Here is an 18700-nt window from a genome sequence, read left to right on the forward strand (position 1 = left end):
GTCGATCTTCTTCGACGTCGCCCACTACAAGGCCCGCTACGCCGACATCGCCGGCGCCTCGAACCAGGACGCGATGAAGCACTTCACCGAGTTCGGCATGAACGAGGGACGCCAGGGGTCGGCTGAGTTCGGGCCGGCCTACTACATGGGCACCAACCCCGACCTCCAGCAGGCCTACGGCGCCAACAACTATCGCCGGGGCATACCTCACTGGATCGCCCGCGGTCGGGCCGAGGGACGCCCCGGGGCTCCCTGAGCCTGCGGCCCACGGTCTCGTCGGGCGGACCCGCCCGTGCGTCGTGGAGCCACCTTTCCTAGTCTGGCCGGGCCGCGTGCCTCGGGAACTCGCAGCAGTCCCCCAGCCGCGGTCCGGTCCGACGAACGGACCCGCCGAACGACCGAGGGGGATGCGGTGCGCCGCTGCATGACGACGTGGATCCTGGGGGCTCTCGTGGCCGCCGGGCTCGTGACGACCAGCCAGATGCCGAGCAACGACCCGGGTCCGTTGGTGGCTCCGGAGATCCAGCAGGTGGCGGGGGCCAGCCACCTCAAGGTGGTCCAGCGCAACGTCGACGGGCGGCGGGTCCGCTTCAACAGCACCGTGAAGGTGGCGAAGGACGGCAAGGCGCAGGTCCTGCTGATGCAGGAGGTGTGCCAGGCCTGGCTCGCTGACCTCCCCGAGGGCTGGCGGGTCAGCTATGCCACCACCCAGCCGGGCGCGTCGAACCACTGCCCCGAGACCGCGCCGGGCTCCAAGGTCTTCCCCAAGGGTGTCGTCGCGATCTGGACCAAGAGCAAGAAGAAGTGGTCGGCCGACTCGTTGCCCCTCGAGGGAGAGCTCAACCGCACGCCCGCCATGGCCTGCGTGCACGTCAAGAGCGACGGTGTCTGGCACGACGCGTGCTCGACCCACCTCGTGGCCTTCGACAAGCCCTTGGCAGACAAGCCTCCACAGGGAGCCCGTGACATCCGGGTGAAGCAGGCCACGCAGATGCGGGACTACTTCGCCGGCCTGCTCAGCGGCAAGAAGGGGAAGAAGCGTCGCGTCGTCGTGGGCGGGGACTTCAACCACACCCCCGGGCCCCTGGTCCACGAGGACACGGAGTACGACCCGATGGGTCGCCTCTACGCCGTTCCCGCCGGCATGTCCAAGGGCGGTCAGTTCACCGAGGGGTCCCAGCTGGGCGGCACCGAGGGCCGCACCGACGGGCGCGGTGGCGCGAAGACAGTGCCGCGGAAGAAGAAGAGCGGGCAGGACCGCAAGATCGACTACATCTTCTTCTCCAACAACTTCGTCGGCCTCGGCCACCCCGGCAAGATGACGACGTCGCAGATGAAGAAGAAGCACCACTCGCGCCTCGTGGCGAAGGTCAGCCTGACGGCCGCCGCCGGCGACGGCACCAACCCGCGCCCGGCCCCGTGCACGGAGAACGAGTGCTTCCGGGCCCAGCTGGGCGTCCAGGACTACGTCTACAACGAGAACACCCGACCCAGCGACGTGCGGCTGCGCCGGTTCGTGCTCGACCGCAAGTTCTACGCCCGCGCCCACCCCGATGTGATGGCCTGGGCCCAGGAGAAGGTGCGCACCGACGGCGGCAAGCTCTACGACCACGTCGAGTGGCACTGGCGCAACCGCGGCATCACGGAAGGACGGATGGGCTCGGCCACCTTCGACCCGCCCTACTACCTGAGCATCCACCCCGACGTCGCGGCCGCGTACGGCGCCACCAACTACCTCGGCGCCATCGAGCACTACGTGGCCCACGGGCAGCACGAGGGCCGTCGGGGGTCGATCTTCTTCGACGTCGCCCACTACAAGGCCCGCTACGCCGACATCGCCGGCGCCTCGAACCAGGACGCGATGAAGCACTTCACCGTCTTCGGCATGAGCGAGGGACGCCAGGGGTCGGCTGACTTCGGGCCGGCCTACTACATGGGCACCAACCCTGACCTCCAGCAGGCCTACGGCGCCAACCACTACCGCCACGGCATGAGTCACTGGATCGCCTACGGACGCGCGGAAGGACGCCCCGGAGCTCCGTGAGCCACCTGTAGTTGTCGGAGGCCCGTGGCATATTCACCGTCGTGCCCCTGACCCTGCACCACGCCACCCGCACCGACCTCCTGGCCGACGACCTGGCCGGGTTGCTGGCGACCCCGCTGGCCGACCCCTTCGCCCAGGAGGTCGTCGTGGTGCCGGCCCGCGGTGTGGAGCGGTGGCTGACCCAGCGGCTCTCCCACCGCATGGGCACGGGCCAGCGCGGCGGTGACGGCGTCTGCGCGGGCGTACGTTTCCTCGCGCCGCACTCGCTCGTCTCCCTGTTGCTCGGGCGCGAGCGCGACGACCCGTGGGCTCCCGACCACGTGGTGTGGCCACTGCTGCGGGTGATCGACGCGAGCCTGGGGGAGCCGCTCTTCGCGACCCTGTCCGACCACCTCGGCCACGGCGACCCCGCCGACGACCGCAGCGCCCGTCGCTTCGCGGTCGCCCGACGTCTCGCGGGGCTCTTCCACTCCTACGCCCTGCAACGCCCCCAGGTCCTGACCGACTGGCGGGCAGGGGACGACCTCGACGGCGCGGGACGCCCGCTCGACGCCGACCTGGGCTGGCAACCGGAGCTGTGGCGCCGTCTCGAGGCCGAGGTGGCGGCACCACCCCCCGACGTGCGACAGGCCGAGACCGTCGCCCGGCTCGAGCAGGGAGACCCACTCCTGGACCTGCCGGCTCGCCTCTCCCTCTTCGGCCACACCCGACTGCCGGCCTCCGAGGTCGCCCTCCTCCGGGCGTTGGCCACCCAGCGCGACGTGCACCTGTGGCTCCCGCAGACCTCGCCGTCGTTGTGGCACGACCTGGGCGACACGGCCGCGGAAGGGCCGGTTCGCCGGGTCGAGGACACCTCCGCCCGACAGGTCCACCACCCCCTCCTGGCGTCGCTCGGGCGCGACAGTCGTGAGCTGCGCCGCACCCTGGGCGAGCTGCCCACCCTCACGAGCCCCGGCGAGGCACCGGTGCCCGACACCCTGCTCGGGTGGCTGCAGCACGACCTGCGGGTCAACTCCGCGCCCCACGCGACGACACGAGCCGGACGCCTGCTGCGCCCCGATGACCGCAGCGTCCAGGTGCACTCCTGCCACGGCGCGGCCCGCCAGGTCGACGTGCTGCGCGAGGTCCTGGTCGGTCTCCTCGAGGACGACCCGACGCTGGAGCCCCGCGACATCCTCGTGATGTGCCCTGACATCGAGAGCTACGCGCCCCTGATCTCGGCGGCCTTCGGGCTGGCCGACGTCGCCGAGGGCAGCAACGCCGCGGGCGCCCACCCGGCCCACCGCCTCCGGGTGCGCCTCGCCGACCGGGCCCTGGGAGCGACGAACCCCCTGCTCGGCCTCGCCGCCACCCTGGTCGAGCTGGCCGGTGGCCGGATGACGGCCACCGAGGTGCTCGACCTGGCGGCCACCGCACCGGTGCGTACGCGTTTCGGCTTCAGCGACGACGACCTCGAACGGGTGAGCAGCTGGGTGCGGGACGCCGGCGTGCGCTGGGGCCAGGACCTCGAGCACCGCAGCCGCTTCGGCCTCGGCCTCGACGCCAACACCTGGCTCACCGGCATGCGACGGGTCCTGCTGGGCGCCGCGATGTCGGGCGCCGGGCACCGCCACGTCGGCGGCACGCTGCCGCTGGACGACGTCGGCGACGGAGACCTCGACCTGCTGGGCCGGTTCGCGGAGTTCCTCGACCGGCTCCACACCTTCACCACGGCGGCCGTGCGGGCCGAGAGCGCAGGCGAGTGGAGCGCCGCCCTGCGCCATGGCGTCGCTGCCCTCACCCAGGTCGACCGCGACGACGTCTGGCAGGAGGCCCAGTTCACGCGCGAGATGGAGCGCATATCGGCGAGCTCCCACGCCAGCTCCACCGTCCTGCGCCACGCCGACGTCCGGGCCCTGCTGGCCCGCAGCCTGCGCGGGCGACCCACCCGCTCCAACTTCCGCACCGGCACGCTCACCGTCTGCACGATGGTGCCGATGCGCTCGGTGCCCCACCGCGTCGTCGCCCTGGTCGGTCTCGACGACGGCACCTTCCCCCGGGTCTCCACCGTCGACGGCGACGACGTCCTGGCCCGCGCCCCCCTGACCGGCGAGCGAGACCTGCGTTCGGAGGACCGCCAGCTGCTGCTCGACGCACTCGGAGCCGCGACCGAGACCTTGGTCCTGACCTACAGCGGCCGTGGCGAGCACAACGGCTCCGAGCACCCGCCAGCCGTGCCGGTCGGCGAGCTCGTCGACGCGCTCGACGCCACGGCGACTCGCCCCGACGGGTCGCCCGTGCGCGACCACGTCGTCGTCCAGCACCCGCTCCAGCCGTTCGACGAGGCGAACCTGGTGCCGGGTCGCCTGGTGGGCGAGCGCCCCTTCAGCTTCGACCGCACGTCGCTCGCCGGCGCCTGCGCGGCGCGTACGCCCCACCTCGCCGTCCGCGAGCTGGTGCCGACCCCTCTTCCTCCACCGCCGGGCCCCGCGGTCGGCGAGGAGGAGACCACGGTCTCGCTGGAGGACCTGCACGAGTTCTTCCGTCACCCCGCCAAGGCGTTCCTGCGCCGCCGGCTGCAGGTGACCACGCCCTCGGAGGGCGAGGAGGGTGACGACGCGGTGCCGCTCACGCTCGACGCGCTGCAGCAGTGGGGCGTGGGCGACCGTCTGATCCGCGACGTGCTTTCCGGGGCCGACCCCCAGGCGGCGATGGTCGCCGAGCAGCTGCGGGGCCTGCTGCCTCCCGGCCACCTCGGCACCGGCGTGCTGACCACGATCGTCGGCCGCGTCCGACCCCTCGTGGAGTACGCCATGCCCCTGCGGCGGGGGGAGCCGCGCGCGGTCGACGTCGACATCGACCTGGGTGACCTGCGGGTCACCGGCACCATCGCCGACATCCACCAGAACAACGTGGTGCGGGTGAGCTACTCCTCCCTGGGCGCGAAGCACCGCATCGCGGGCTGGCTCGACGCCCTGGCGCTGGCCGCTGGCGCCCCCGACGAGAACTGGACCCTCCACACGATCGGACGGCACCGGTCGACCGGCAAGTTCTCCCTCGTCAAGCCGTTGCCCGCACCCGACGCCGCTCGCTGGCTGCGCGACCTCGTCGAGGTCCGGCAGCAGGGTCTGTGCGAACCCCTCCCGCTGCCGCTGAAGACCTCGCTGGCCTGGGCGGAGGAGTTCAGCCACGTGCTCCGCGGACGCGAGGCCGAACCCAACCAGGTCGCGGCCGGCGAATGGGTCACCCCACGGTTCAACGACTCCGGGTTCCCGAAGGAGGACTCCGACGCCTGGCACGTGCGCGCCTTCGGGCTGCACGCCGGGTTCGACGCCCTCACCGCTCCCCTGCGAGCCGAGGACGCCGCACACCCCGCGGTCACCGACGAGATGCCCCCACTGCCTCACCGGCTCGGCCACTACGCGTGGCGGGTGTGGGGGCCACTGCTGACCGGCGACCGCGAGCTCGTGAGGGGGATCTGACGTGCAACCCTTCGACATCACCGGCCCGCTGCCCACCGGCACCACCCTGCTCGAGGCGAGCGCCGGCACCGGCAAGACGTGGACCATCGCCGCCCTGGTCACCCGCTACGTCGCGGCCGGCACGGCCACCCTCGACGAGCTGCTCGTGGTCACCTTCACGCGGGCCGCCAGCCAGGAGTTGCGCGACCGGGTCCGCGCCCAGCTCGCCGAAGCTGCCCGGGTGGTCACCGACCCCGACACCGCCGACGCCGCGAACGCCCTGCACGGGTGGCTGCTCGATGCCGACCCCGACGAGGTCCAGCGCCGCCGGGTGCGCCTGACCGACGCCCTCTCCTCCTTCGACGCCGCGACCATCGCGACCATCCACCAGTTCTGCCAGCTCGTCCTGCGCAGTCTCGGCATCGCCGGTGACACCGACCCGGACGCCGTGCTCGTCGAAGACCTCGAGGAGCTCACCGGCGAGGTCGTCGACGACCTCTACCTCGCCCGGTTCGTCGGCACCGACGCCCCGGCGTGGAGCCACGAGACCGCGATGACCATCGCGCGGGCCGTCGTCGACGATCCCCGCACCCGCGTGGAGCCGCGCCAGGCGCTCACCGACCAGCCTGACTCCGTGGCCGCCGCCCGGGTCCGGTTCGCCGAAGACGTGCTGGCCGAGCTCGAGCGCCGCAAGAGGCGCTTGGGCATCCTCAGCTACAACGACCTCCTCAGTCAGCTCGCCGACGCGCTGGACGCTGCCGACGCCCCGGCACGGCAGCGCATGCAGCACCGCTGGAAGATCGCCCTGATCGACGAGTTCCAGGACACCGACCCCGTCCAGTGGCAGGTCTTCGAGCGCGCCTTCGACGGCGTCTCGACCCTGGTCCTCATCGGTGACCCCAAGCAGGCCATCTACGCCTTCCGCGGCGGCGACGTCGTGACCTACCTGCAGGCCGCGGGCCGCGCCACCACCCGCCAGACCCTCGACACCAACCACCGCTCCGACGCCGGGCTGGTGCAGGCGGTCCAGACGATGCTGCGCGGCGCGGAGCTCGGCTCGCCCGACATCGTGGTCCACCCGGTGCAGGCCCACCACGACCAATCGCGACTCCAGGGCGCCGGCGACCCGGTCAGGATGCGGGTCGTGCGCCGCACCGACCTGGGACCGGAGGCGCGAGGCACCATGCCGAAGGTCGACGTCTGGCGCGACCACGTGGTCGCCGACCTCGTCCGCGACGTGAAGCGGCTCCTGACCAGCGGTGCCACCTTCGACGCGCTCCCGCTCAAGCCCGGCCAGGTCGCGGTGCTGGCGCACAAGCGCGCCACCCTGCAGGCCGTGCAGCAGGCCCTGCAGGAGATCGGCGTGCCCTCCGTGGTCAACGCCAACGGGTCCGTCTTCCACACCCCCGCCGCCACCGAGTGGCTCGCGCTGCTCGAGGCCCTCGAGCAGCCCCACCGCAGCGACCGCGTGCGGGCCGCCGCGCTCACCTCCTTCTTTTCCGTGACCGCCGCCGAGCTCGACGCCGACGTGGGCAGCCGCGGCGGTGGTCTCACCGACGAGCTCGCCGAGGAGATGCGTACGCTCGCAGCCGTGCTGCACACCCGCGGGGTCGCGGCGGTCATGGAGTGCGCGGTGCTGGGCGGCATGACCGAGCGCGTGCTGTCGGTGGTGGGCGGCGAACGCACCCTCACCGACCTGCGCCACATCGGGGAGCTGCTGCACCGGGTGGCCGTCTCCGAACGTCTGGGGGCCGTCGGCCTGGTGGGGTGGCTGCGCACCCAGGTGAGCGACGAGAAGGTCGAGGTCGCCTCCGAGCGGACCCGCCGCCTCGACTCCGACGCCGAGGCGGTGCAGCTGGTGACGGTGCACGGCAGCAAGGGGCTGCAGTACCCCGTCGTCTACCTGCCGACGCTGTGGGACCGCTACACCGGGCGCGAGCCCAACGTGCCTCTCTTCCACGACGACGACGGCCACCGGTGCCGCGACGTGGGCGGGGCCAGCCCCTACCGCGCCGCGCACGTGACCCGGTGCAGCGAGGAGGAGGCCGGCGAGTCCCTCCGCCTCCTCTACGTCGCCCTCACCCGGGCCCAGTCCCAGGTGGTGTCCTGGTACGCACCCACCCGCAACACGCCCGCCTCCGCTCTGCACCGCGTGCTGCTCGGTCGCGGGCCGGGTGAGGCACACGTGCCGGCCGAGACCCCGCTGGTCGACGACGACACCCTCATCGCGCGGTTCCTCGCCTGGCGCGACGCGGGGGCGTTCACCCCCGAACGCGCCACCCACCCGAGCCCCGACGACGACCCGCTCCGGGCCGACGGGGCACCACTGGCGGTGCGCGACTTCACCCGCACCGTCGACACCGAGTGGCGCCGCACGTCCTACTCCTCACTGTCCGCGGTCTCCGCCCACGCCCTGGCCCGCGGCGACGGCGCCTGGGAGTCGCTCAGCGAGGTCGAGCCCGACGACGTGCCCGAGCAGGCCGACGCGGTGCCCCTCGAGGTCCTCTCCGCCACGCCCGAGCTGCCCGAGCTGCTGTCGGTGCCCTCGCCGATGGCCGACCTGCCGATGGGCGCCACCTTCGGCTCCCTGGTCCACGCCGTGCTGGAGCACGCCGACCCGGGCGTCGGCGAGGCCGCGTGGCCCGACGAGCTGCGTCGCCACGTCGAGGAACAGCTCGAGTGGTGGTCGGTGGAGGGGCTGGACGTCGACGCCCTCGTGACGGCGCTCGTCGCGGTCTCCCGGACCCCGATGGGTCCCCTCGCGGCCGACCGCACCCTCGTCGAGACCGGGATGCGCGACCGGCTGCGCGAGATGGAGTTCGAGCTGCCCCTGGCGGGCGGTGACGTGCGTGGCTACCCCGCGCAGGACGTACGCCTGGGCGACCTGGTGCCGCTGCTGCGCCACCACCTGCCCGAGGGCGACCCGGTGCTGGGCTACGCCACCCAGCTGGAGGACGACCCCACGCTGGCCGCACAGTCGTTGCGGGGCTACCTCACCGGCAGCATCGACGTGGTGCTGCGCGTCGAGGTCGACGGGGTCGAGCGCTACCTGACGGTGGACTACAAGACCAACTGGCTGGGGCCGGTCGACGCCGCGCTCACGGCCCACGCCTACCGGCCCGCGGCGCTCGCCGAGGCGATGGCGGGCTCCGACTACCCGCTGCAGGCGCTGCTCTACACGGTCGTACTGCACCGCTACCTGCGCTGGCGCCTGCCCGACTACGACCCCGCGACGCACCTCGGGGGCGTGCTCTACCTCTACCTGCGCGGCATGTGCGGCGCCGACACCCCCGTGGTGGACGGCCACCCCTGCGGAGTCTTCTCGTGGCAGGCACCCGTCGGCCTGGTCGAGGAGCTCTCCGACCTGCTCGACGGTGTGCGTCCCGACGTCAGGAGCCGGCGATGAGTGACCTGTTCGTGCACAGCGGGGCGCACGACCCGCGGTTGGTGCTCTCCGAGGAGGGGCCGCTGGCGGTCTTCAACCAGGCCGGAGTCATCACCGCCGGCGACGTGCACGTGGCCCGGACCCTCGGGGCCGTCGGTGGCGAGCGTGACCCCGACGTGCTGCTGGCCGTGGCCCTCACCTGTCGCGCGGTGCGCAGCGGGTCGGTCTGCCTCGACCTGGCCGGCGTCGCCGAGTCCATCGCCGCCGCCCAGCCGCAGCCCCCGGTGCCGGCGCCGGAGACCGAACCGGGCGCCGGTCCGGACCCTGGGCCCACCACCCTGCCCTGGCCCGAGGCTGAGGCCTGGGCCGACGCGGTGACCCGCAGTCCGCTGGTCGCTGCGGGCGTCCTGCGGTGGTCGGGGCAGCTGCTCTACCTGGACCGCTACCACGAGCAGGAGACCCAGGTGCTCGACGACCTGGTGGCCCGCGCAGCGACCCAGCCGCAGCACGACCTCGCCCTGATGCAGGAGTCGTTGGCCCGGGTCTTCCCCGCCGCCGGCTACGAGGAGCAGCGGGAGGCCTGCCTGCGCGCCGCCCACCAGTGGACCACCGTGATCACCGGCGGCCCCGGCACCGGCAAGACGACCGCGGTCGCCGGCCTCCTGGTCGCCCTGCACGAGCAGTACGCCCGGGAAGGACGCCGCGTGCGGATCGCCCTGGCCGCCCCCACCGGCAAGGCCGCCGCCCGCCTGCAGGAGGCCGTGAGCACCTCCACCGCCGACTTCGACGCGGCCGACCGCGCGCGCCTCGAGGGCATCCGCGCCAGCACCCTGCACCGGTTGCTGGGCCGTCACCCGGGCAACAGCACCCGCTTCCGGCACCACCGTGGCAACCGACTGCCCCACGACGTGGTTGTCGTGGACGAGACCTCGATGGTGTCGCTGACGATGATGGCCCGACTCCTGGAGGCTGTGCGGCCCGACGCCCGGCTGGTGCTGGTCGGTGACCCCGACCAGCTCTCCTCGGTCGAGGCGGGAGCGGTGCTCGGCGACCTCGTGGAGGGATACCGCGACCGTCGCGACTCCCCCGTCGCAGCCCTGCAGACCTCGCACCGATTCGAGGGCGGGATCACCCTCCTGGCCGCTGCTCTGCGCAGCGACGACCCCGCGGCCGTGCTGGCGGTGCTGGAGGCCGGTCACCCCGACGTGGAGTGGGTCCGCGACCAGGACCCCGCGAGCACGATCCGCACGGTCACGGTCGACGCCGCCCAACGGGCCCGCGACCACGCCCTCGCCGGTGACGGCCGTCGCGCCATCGACGAGCTCGGGTCCCACCGGTTGCTCTGCGCCCACCGCGACGGCCCCTTCGGCGTCACCCACTGGAACAGGCGGATCGAACGTTGGCTCAGCGAGGTCGTCGGCGACCCGCTGCTCGACCCCTTCTACGTGGGACGCCCCCTCCTCGTGACCAGCAACGACTACTCCCTGGGCATCTACAACGGTGACTCCGGAGTCGTCGTCCAGTCCGGCGCGCAGCGTCGCGTGGTCATCGACAGCAGCGAGGGACTCCGCGACTTCGCACCCTCGCGGATGAGCGACGTGGAGACGATGCACGCCATGACGATCCACAAGGCCCAGGGCAGCCAGGCCCGCGAGGTCACCGTGCTCCTGCCGCCGGAGGACTCGCGACTGCTGACCCGCGAGCTCTTCTACACGGCCGTGACCCGAGCCCGGGCGAAGGTCCGGGTCATCGGCTCCGAGGCGGAGGTGCGGGCAGCCGTGGCGCGGACGGCACAGCGAGCCAGTGGCCTGTCCGAGCGCCTGCGCGCCGACGCCGACGCAGGTCACGGCCACGTGAAGAGGGTGTGACATTCCGCGGTTGTGTCACGGCGCACCGACCGCGCTGTCCGTGGGTCCGAGTAGGGTCGCCTCGGTGGTGCTGCGCGCCGCCGCCCGCACGATCCGAGGTCCCTCGACGAGGAGAAGTCCATGACCTACCTGCTCCGGCTCGAGCTCCCCGACGTCCCCGGCTCGCTGGGCATCGTGGCGAGCGCCATCGGTGAGTCGGGCGCCGACATCGAGGCGATCATGGTCGTCGAGAAGACCGACCACGGCACCGCGGTCGACGACGTGCTGCTCCGGCTGCCGCAGGGCACCATGCCCGACTCGGTGCTGTCGGCCTGCAACTCCCTCGACGGCGTCAGCGTGCTGTGGATCAGCCGCTACGGCGCGGGCAGCAACCTCACGATGGACCTCGAGCTCGTCGAGCAGCTCACCGTCGACCCCGCCGAGGCCTACTCGCGGATGCTGCAGCTGATGCCGGCGACGTTCCGCGTCGACTGGGCCGTGCGGGTGCGCCACACCGGCGACGGTGCCGCCGAGATCATCGACCGCACCGAGGCGGCGCCCGACGAGGTGCACTGGGTCGAGGTCGACCGCGCGCGACGCATCGAGAGCTGGGACGAGAACCAGGTGATCTGCGCGATCCCGCTGGGGGCCGAGGTCTTCCTGCTCGGGCGACGCGGTGGGCCCGAGTTCCTGGACTCCGAGGTGGCCCGGATGGGCCACCTGGTGTCACTCTCGACGTCGATCCGCCACGGCGCCCACACCTGAGGAGGCCCGGGCGGCCGCCACGAGCTCGGCGCACGACTCCTCCAACGCCCGGACGAGTTCGCCGGGGTCGGGCAGGGCGTCGGCGTACGCCAGGATGCCCAGAAGCATCCGCTCGCCATAGCTCCACACCATGACGTTGCAGCCCACCCCGTTGCTGGGTGGGCCGTCGAGGTGGAGGTCGGAGAAGACCCGCCCCCCGATCGACCACGGCTGCGAGGGCCCCCGCACGTTGGAGACGAGGATCGAGGCGTCGACGTCCGCGTCGACGTCGCTGAGCCGCTCCAGCGATCCCTCCACCCCGCGTCGGGCCAGTCCCGGAGGGATGACGTCCAACCAGGCCGGCACCAGGTCGACGCCCAGCGCCTGCAACCGCTGCTTGCCCGCAGCGGAGACCTGCGCGATGCGCTGCAGGCGCTCCCAGGGGTCGACCACGTCGGTGGCCAGGGGGGCGGTGTAGGCCCAGAAGCGGTTGCCGAACTGTCGCACCGGCGCGCCGGGCGGCTCCGCCGCCATCGGCACGGTGGTGAGGAGCGGACGGTCCGGTGTCTCCCCCCGACCCGCCAGGAGGCGGACGCACGCGCCGGCCACGACGCCCATGACCGCGTCGTTGAGCGTGACCCCGGCGGCCTCCTTGACGGTCTTCAGGTCAGCCAGCTCCAGCGCCGCACGGGCGTAGACGCGGCGTCCGGCCGTCGGCGCGGAGGGCGCCACGTTGAGCGAGGTCCGCGGGGCGTCGCCGGAGCCCTCGGGCAGTGGCGCACCCCCGCGCTCCGCCAGCTCTTGCTCCTGCCGCTCCCTCTCGGCGCGCACCCGACGCACCGCGCCGACGGTCCGGGCCAGCAACGCCGGCAGGGCCACCAGGGCCACGAGCCACGCCCACAGGGCGGCCAGCACGAGCCGCGGGCCGCGCGGCGAGCGCTCCGGTCGCCAGGCACCGGGACCAGCCCCCGGCTCCGCGGCCGGGGGTTCGAGCGGCAGATCGGAGAAGACCCGGGAGAGCGTGGTGATCGCGGCGACGCCGTCGGCCAGGGCGTGGTGATACTTCACGACCAGCGCCTGGTCGCCGTCGTCGAGGCCCGTGACCAGCCAGACCTGCCACAACGGTCGATCGGTGGGCAGGTGCTCCTCGGCCAGCGCGGCGAACCACGCCTCCAGCTCACGCTGCCCGCCCGCCACCTCGACCTCACGGACGTGGGCGTCGAGGTCGAAGTCGGCGTCGCGCACGGCGACGGGGTGGTGCAGGTGGCCGGGCACCGGCACGATCCGCCACCGCCACGACGGCAGCTCGTCGAGTCGGGCAGCGAGGTGGGCGCGTACGACGTCGAGCGTCAGCGTGGCGTGCTCGCCGGTCAGGACCCCGATCGCCATCGAGTTCATCGGTTGGCCGGGCCGGTCCATCAGCAGGAATCCGGCGTCCTCACCACTGAGACGGTGCATCGTCTGACGGCCCCCTCCAGGCTCGGACTGACGTTCCTCACGAGCGCCTCGGGCTCCCTCAAGCCGCACGGCGATGGGTCATGGTCGCACGGAACCGGGAGCGAGTCACCTGTCTCGCTTCGAGGACTGGACCAGTCGGGACCGACCAGTTGACCGTCGAATGAGATGTGGCTCACACTCGATGAGGAGATGTCGGTGGGCTGGATTACAGTCGCCGGACCGACAAGTGACCAGCGGGTAACGAGGGAGACGTTGCCTGCTCGAGCCAGGGAGGGCTCGGACCCGGTCACTCAAGGGATGAGGGAGCCCACATGCACAGTTCGACCATGCCCACGACCGCTGAGACGGTGGTGGCGGCCGACCCGACCGCCCGCCCCAACCCAGGCCTGGTCGCGGCCGCGCTGCGCGCCGGGGGCACCGGACTGCTGGACGTGAGCGACCCCGCCGACCTGCGCGCCGCGCACGCCGAGCTCGTACGCCGCCGCGCCACCGCCGCCTGGCTGCGGCCCGGTCCCGCGCTCGACGCCGTGGCCGACGAGGCCGAGGCCGACGTGGTCGTGCTGGCGCTCGACGACCGTGACCTCGACCCCACCGCCCTGGTCGCTCGCTGGGCCGCCCCCGGCCGGCGACTGATCGCCCAGGTCACCGACCGCTCCAGCGCCCGCGACGCGGCCGCGGCCGGCTTCGACGGCCTGCTGGCCTCAGGGTGCGAGGCCGGTGGCCGGGTCGGCACCACCGAGGCGTTCGTGCTGCTCCAGCAGACCCTCGACCTCGGCCTGCCGGTGTGGCTGCGTGGCGGCATCGGCCTGCACACCGCCGCCGCAGTCGTGGCCGGCGGCGGTGCCGGCGTCGTGGTCGACACCCAGCTCGGCCTGCTGCGCGAGTCCCTGCTCGACGAGACCACCCGCGGTGCCCTGCGAGCGATGGACGGCAGCGAGACCCGCGTCGTGGCCGGCCACCGCTTCTTCACCCGGCCCGACCTGCCGGCCGCCCGCGTCACCGACGAGGCCGACCGCGACGAGGTCGCCGGGCTGCTGGGCCACGACGTGCTCACCGACCTGGTGCCCTTCGGCCAGGACAGTGCCGTTGCCGCCAGGTGGGCCGAGCGTTTCGTGACCGTGGGCGGTGCCGTCCAGGGGCTGCGTACGTCCGTGGAGGAGCACCTCGCCGCCGCCACCGCCGCTCCCCCGCTCGCCCCCGGGGCCGGGCTGGCTGCAGCCCACGGCACCACCTACCCGATCGCCCAGGGCCCGATGACCCGCGTCTCCGACCGCGCCGGCTTCGCCGACGCCGTGGCGAGCGGCGGCGGCCTGCCCTTCCTGGCGCTGGCGTTGCTGCCCGGCCACGAGGTGCGTGACCTGCTGACCGAGACCGCCGCGCTGCTGGGCGACAAGCCCTGGGGGGTGGGCCTGCTCGGCTTCGCGCCGCCGGAGCTGCTCGCCGAGCAGCTCGCCGTGGTGCACGAGGTCGCGCCGCCCTTCGCGCTGGTCGCGGGCGGTCGCCCCTCGCAGTCCGCAGCCCTCGAAGCAGCCGGCATCGGGGCGTACCTGCACGTGCCGTCCCCCGGTCTGCTCGACCGCTTCCTGGCCGACGGCGCCCGCTCCTTCGTCTTCGAGGGCCGCGAGTGCGGCGGTCACGTCGGACCCCGCTCCAGCTTCGCGCTGTGGGAGGCCCAGGTGGAGCGCCTGATGTCCGTCGACGACCCGGAGAACCTCCGCGTCCTGCTCGCGGGCGGCATCCACGACGCCCGCTCGGCCGCGATGGCCGGCGCCGCGCTCGCACCGCTGGCTGCCCGGGGCGCCCAGGTCGGCGTGCTGATGGGCACCGCCTACCTCTTCACGACCGAGGCCGTCGAGGCCGAAGCGATCCAGCCGGCCTTCCAGCAGGTCGCGGTCGACTGCGACACCACGGTCCTGCTCGAGACCGCGCCCGGCCACGCCACCCGGTGCGTGGAGACCGACTTCGTGCGCGCCTTCGCCGCGCGCCGCGACGAGCTCGTCGCTGCCGGTGTCGACGCCAAGCAGCGTTGGGCCGAGCTCGAGCAGCTCAACCTGGGCCGCCTGCGCATCGCCTCCAAGGGCCTGACCCGAGGAGACGACGGCCTGGAGCGGGTCGACGAGGAGCAGCAGCGCGCCGAGGGCATGTACATGATCGGCGAGGTCGCAACGCTGCGCCACGAGATCACCACCGTGGCCGAGCTGCACGCCGAGGTCAGCGCCGGCAGCGCCGCCTGGACCCAGGACCTGGCCGCCGCCACCACCGACGCGGCGCCCCGCGCCGAGGTCACCGAGCCCGACCCCTTCGACATCGCGATCGTCGGCATGGAGTCCTTCTTCCCCGGCGCCGTGGGCGCGGAGCAGTTCTGGGCCAACGTCGTCGCCGGCGGCGACCACGTCACCGAGGTGCCCTCCGAGCGGTGGGACGCCGAGCTCTACTACGACGCCGCCGCCACCGGCCGGTCCGCGGGCCACAAGACGCCCTCGAAGTGGGGCGGCTTCATCGAGGCCATCGGCTTCGACCCGCTGGCCTACGGCATCCCGCCGGCCTCGCTCGCCGCGATCGAGCCGGTGCAGCTGCTCAGCCTCGAGGTCGCGTCCCGCGCGCTGGCCGACGCCGGCTACGCCACCCGCGACTTCGACCGCGAGCGTGCCTCGGTGGTCTTCGGCGCCGAGTCGGGCAATGAGCTCGGCGGCATGTACGGCGTGCGCGCCTTCCTGCCGCAGCTCTTCGGTGAGGTGCCCGACGAGCTCCAGGAGTGGCTGCCGACGCTCAGCGAGGACTCCTTCCCCGGCGTGCTCGCCAACGTGATCGCCGGCCGCATCGCCAACCGCCTCGACCTCGGTGGGGTCAACTACACCGTCGACGCGGCCTGCGGGTCGTCGCTCGCCGCCCTCGACGCGGCCTGCAAGGAGCTGCGTACGGGCGCCTCCGACCTCGTCATCGCCGGCGGCGCGGACCTGCACAACGGCCTCAACGACTACCTGATGTTCTCCTCGGTGCACGCGCTCTCGCCCACAGGCCGCTGCCGTACGTTCGACGCCGCCGCCGACGGCATCGCGCTGGGCGAGGGCATCGCCGCCGTCGTGCTCAAGCGCCGCGTCGACGCCGAACGGGACGGAGACCGGATCTACGCGATCATCGACGCCGTCGCCGGGTCCTCCGACGGGCGCCACCTCGGCCTCACCGCGCCGCGCAAGGAGGGCCAGCAGCGGGCGGTGGTCCGCGCGCTGGAGACCTCCGGCGTCGACCTGCGCGAGGTCGGGCTCGTCGAGGCCCACGGCACCGGCACCGTCGTCGGTGACCGCACCGAGATGGCCACCCTCACCGAGCTCTTCGCCGAGGCCGACGTCGCGCCCGGCGCGGTCGTGCTCGGCTCGGTGAAGTCCCAGATCGGCCACACGAAGTGCGCCGCGGGCCTGGCCGGCCTGATCAAGGTCGCCAAGGCCGTGCACCACGCGGTGCTGCCGCCGACGATCAACCTGGTGCAGCCCAACCCGTACTACGACGCGGAGGCCTCGCCCTTCCGCTTCCACGACAAGCCCCGGCCCTGGGCGGCCGAGACGCGTCGCGCCGGCGTGAGCGCCTTCGGCTTCGGCGGCACCAACTTCCACGCCGTCGTCTCCTCCTACGACGCCGGCGACCGTCCGGCCTTCGGCCTGACCGACTGGCCCGCCGAGCTCTTCGTGGTGCGCGGCGCCACCGAGGCCGACGCCGCGAAGATCCTCACCGGCCTGCGCAGCACCGTCTCGGCGCTGGAGACCAGCGACCCCGGACAGCAGCGCCACCGCCTGCGCGACCTGGCCTACGCGGTCTCCCGCCAGGGCCGTGGTCCGGTGCGGGCGGCCTTCGTCGCCTCCTCGTGGGCCGAGGTGCTGCGTCACCTCGACGCCGTCGAGAGCGACGGGTTGGGCGCCGCCGAGGCCGACGAGCGTGGACAGGTCGCCTTCCTCTACCCGGGCCAGGGCAGCCAGCGTCCCGGCATGCTCAACGACCTCTTCGTCACCTTCGGTGGTCTCGACGACCTCCTGCGGGCCGGCGAGCGGTGGACGGACGCGATGTTCCCCTCCACCGCCTTCACCGCCGAGCAGCGCGCTGCCCAGAAGGCAGCCATCACGGCCACCGACGTGGCGCAGCCGACTCTGGGACTGGCAGCCCTCGCCATGACCCGGCTGCTGCGCCGCGTCGGTGTCACCCCCGACGTCGCCGGTGGCCACAGCTACGGCGAGCTGCCCGCCCTCGCCGCGGCGGGTGTCTTCGACGACGCCACCCTGCTCGCCCTGAGCGCCGCCAGGGGCGCGGCGGTGCTCGGCGCCGTCGAGCAGTCGGGCGGCGACCCGGGCACGATGGCCGCCGTCTCCCTCACCCTGCCAGAGGTCACCGAGCGTCTCGCCGCCTGGCCCGACCTCGTGGTCGCCAACCACAACGCGCCGCGTCAGGTCGTCGTCTCCGGCCCCACCACGTCGGTGCGGGCAGCCGTGGAGGCGTGGGAGGCCGACGGTGTGCGCGCCACACTGATCCCGGTCGCGTGTGCCTTCCACTCCCCGCTCGTGGCCCACGCCTCCGAGCTCCTCGCCGAGCGACTCGCCGAGGTCGAGGTCGGCACCCCCGCCTTCCCGGTGTGGTCCAACGCGACCGCCGAGCCCTACCCCACCGACGACCCCGCCGCCGTACGCTCGCTGCTCGCCGACCAGGTCGCCGAGGGCGTCCGCTTCGTCGACCAGGTCGAGTCGATGTACGCCGCCGGGGTGCGCACCTTCGTCGAGGCCGGACCGGGCCGCGTGCTCACCGGCCAGGTCACCAAGATCCTGGGCGATCGCCCCCACCACGTGGTCGCCTGCGACGTGCCCGGGGAGCCCGGCCTGCGCCGCTTCCTCGAGGCGCTCGCGCAGCTGGCCCTGCTCGGGGTGCCCGTCGAGGAGGGTGCGCTCTTCGAGGGCCGCGCCCGGGTCGCCGACCTGCGCGCCTGGCCGCTCCGGGCGCCGAACTGGACCGTCGACGGCGCCTTCGTGCGTGGCCCCGACGGCCAGGCGCTGCGCAACAGCTTCCAGCCGGCCAGCACCATGCCGGCCCTGCAGCGGGCCGCGGCCCCCGTCGCTCCCGTTGCCGCTCCCCTTGACGCACCGCAGCCCGCGACCGCGCCTGCAGCGGCGTCCGTGGGCAGCCCGCTCCAGCCCACCGTCATCGACGGAGAAGGAACCCTGATGACCGAGTTCACCTCCGCCCCCGCCCCCGCCCCCGCCGGCCCCGCCCCGGCCGTACAGGGCGCCGACGCCGTCGTCCACGAGTACCTGCGCTCCATGCGCCAGGTCGTGGCCGCCGAGCGCGACGTGCTCCTGCGCTACCTGGGGGCGCCCGTCACGGCCCCCACAGCCACCACGGCGACCGCCTCCGTGGCGGTGCAGCAGCCGGCGACCGACGCGGCCACCGCCGCCCAGGGCGTACGCGCCGTCGAGGCGGCCCCGGTCACGCAGGCGGCCCCGGCAGTGCAGCCCGTCCAAGCCGCCCCCGCCGCATCCGCCGCCGAGGCTGCCGCGCCGCGTCATACGGACGGAGCCCCCGCTGACACCGTCCGTATGACGTCCGGCGAGACCGCCGCCCCGTCCTCCACCCCGCCTTCCAGCGTCGACCTGATGGCTGCCGTGCAGGAGGTCGTCTCCGAGCGCACCGGCTACCCCGTCGACATGCTCGAGCCCGACCTCGACCTGGAGGCCGACCTCTCCATCGACTCCATCAAGCGCATCGAGATCGTCGGCGAGCTCGCCACCCGCGTCGGACTCGGCGG

Annotated in this window: 8 protein-coding genes; 7 read left to right on the forward strand and 1 reads right to left on the reverse strand. The window is 73.4% G+C overall.

Annotation, left to right across the window (positions count from 1 at the left end; all coding sequences use genetic code 11):
• The 6 genes from IEQ44_RS05385 to IEQ44_RS05410 all read left to right on the forward strand — a co-directional run.
• A partial coding sequence (locus tag IEQ44_RS05385; protein WP_227486976.1) for a hypothetical protein occupies nt 1-256 on the forward strand: 256 nt, incomplete at its 5' end.
• 36 nt (nt 257-292) lie between these two features.
• On the forward strand, nt 293-2044 hold the full coding sequence (locus tag IEQ44_RS05390; RefSeq protein ID WP_193637416.1) for an endonuclease/exonuclease/phosphatase family protein: 1752 nt from the start codon (nt 293-295) through the stop codon (nt 2042-2044).
• Between the two features lie 41 nt (nt 2045-2085).
• A complete protein-coding gene (recC, locus tag IEQ44_RS05395; RefSeq protein ID WP_193637417.1) occupies nt 2086-5505 on the forward strand; it encodes an exodeoxyribonuclease V subunit gamma in 3420 nt (1139 codons plus the stop codon).
• A 1-nt stretch (nt 5506) separates the two neighbouring features.
• Complete coding sequence (locus IEQ44_RS05400; RefSeq protein ID WP_193637418.1) at nt 5507-8890, forward strand: UvrD-helicase domain-containing protein; 3384 nt, start codon at nt 5507-5509, stop codon at nt 8888-8890.
• The gene (gene recD, locus IEQ44_RS05405) at nt 8887-10737 is read left to right on the forward strand and encodes an exodeoxyribonuclease V subunit alpha (RefSeq protein WP_193637419.1); all 1851 of its coding nucleotides are present in this window, start codon (nt 8887-8889) and stop codon (nt 10735-10737) included. The genes IEQ44_RS05400 and recD overlap by 4 nt, the downstream gene beginning before the upstream one ends.
• Before the next feature lie 120 nt (nt 10738-10857).
• Nucleotides 10858-11481 (forward strand): ACT domain-containing protein, encoded by a 624-nt coding sequence (locus IEQ44_RS05410; RefSeq protein WP_193637420.1) that lies wholly within the window; start codon nt 10858-10860, stop codon nt 11479-11481.
• Here IEQ44_RS05410 and IEQ44_RS05415 read toward each other — a convergent pair.
• Nucleotides 11443-12918, reverse strand: coding sequence for a wax ester/triacylglycerol synthase family O-acyltransferase (locus IEQ44_RS05415; RefSeq protein ID WP_193637421.1), 1476 nt, complete (start codon nt 12916-12918; stop codon nt 11443-11445). The two genes, IEQ44_RS05410 and IEQ44_RS05415, sit on opposite strands and share 39 nt — an antisense overlap.
• A gap of 326 nt (nt 12919-13244) precedes the next feature.
• On the opposite strand from IEQ44_RS05415, the gene IEQ44_RS05420 reads away from it, so the two are divergent.
• The coding region (locus IEQ44_RS05420; protein ID WP_193637422.1) for a type I polyketide synthase at nt 13245-18700 on the forward strand (5456 nt) is incomplete at its 3' end.

Origin of the sequence: Nocardioides malaquae (genome assembly GCF_015070385.1) — a bacterium.
In the GTDB taxonomy this organism is placed as follows: domain Bacteria; phylum Actinomycetota; class Actinomycetes; order Propionibacteriales; family Nocardioidaceae; genus Nocardioides; species Nocardioides malaquae.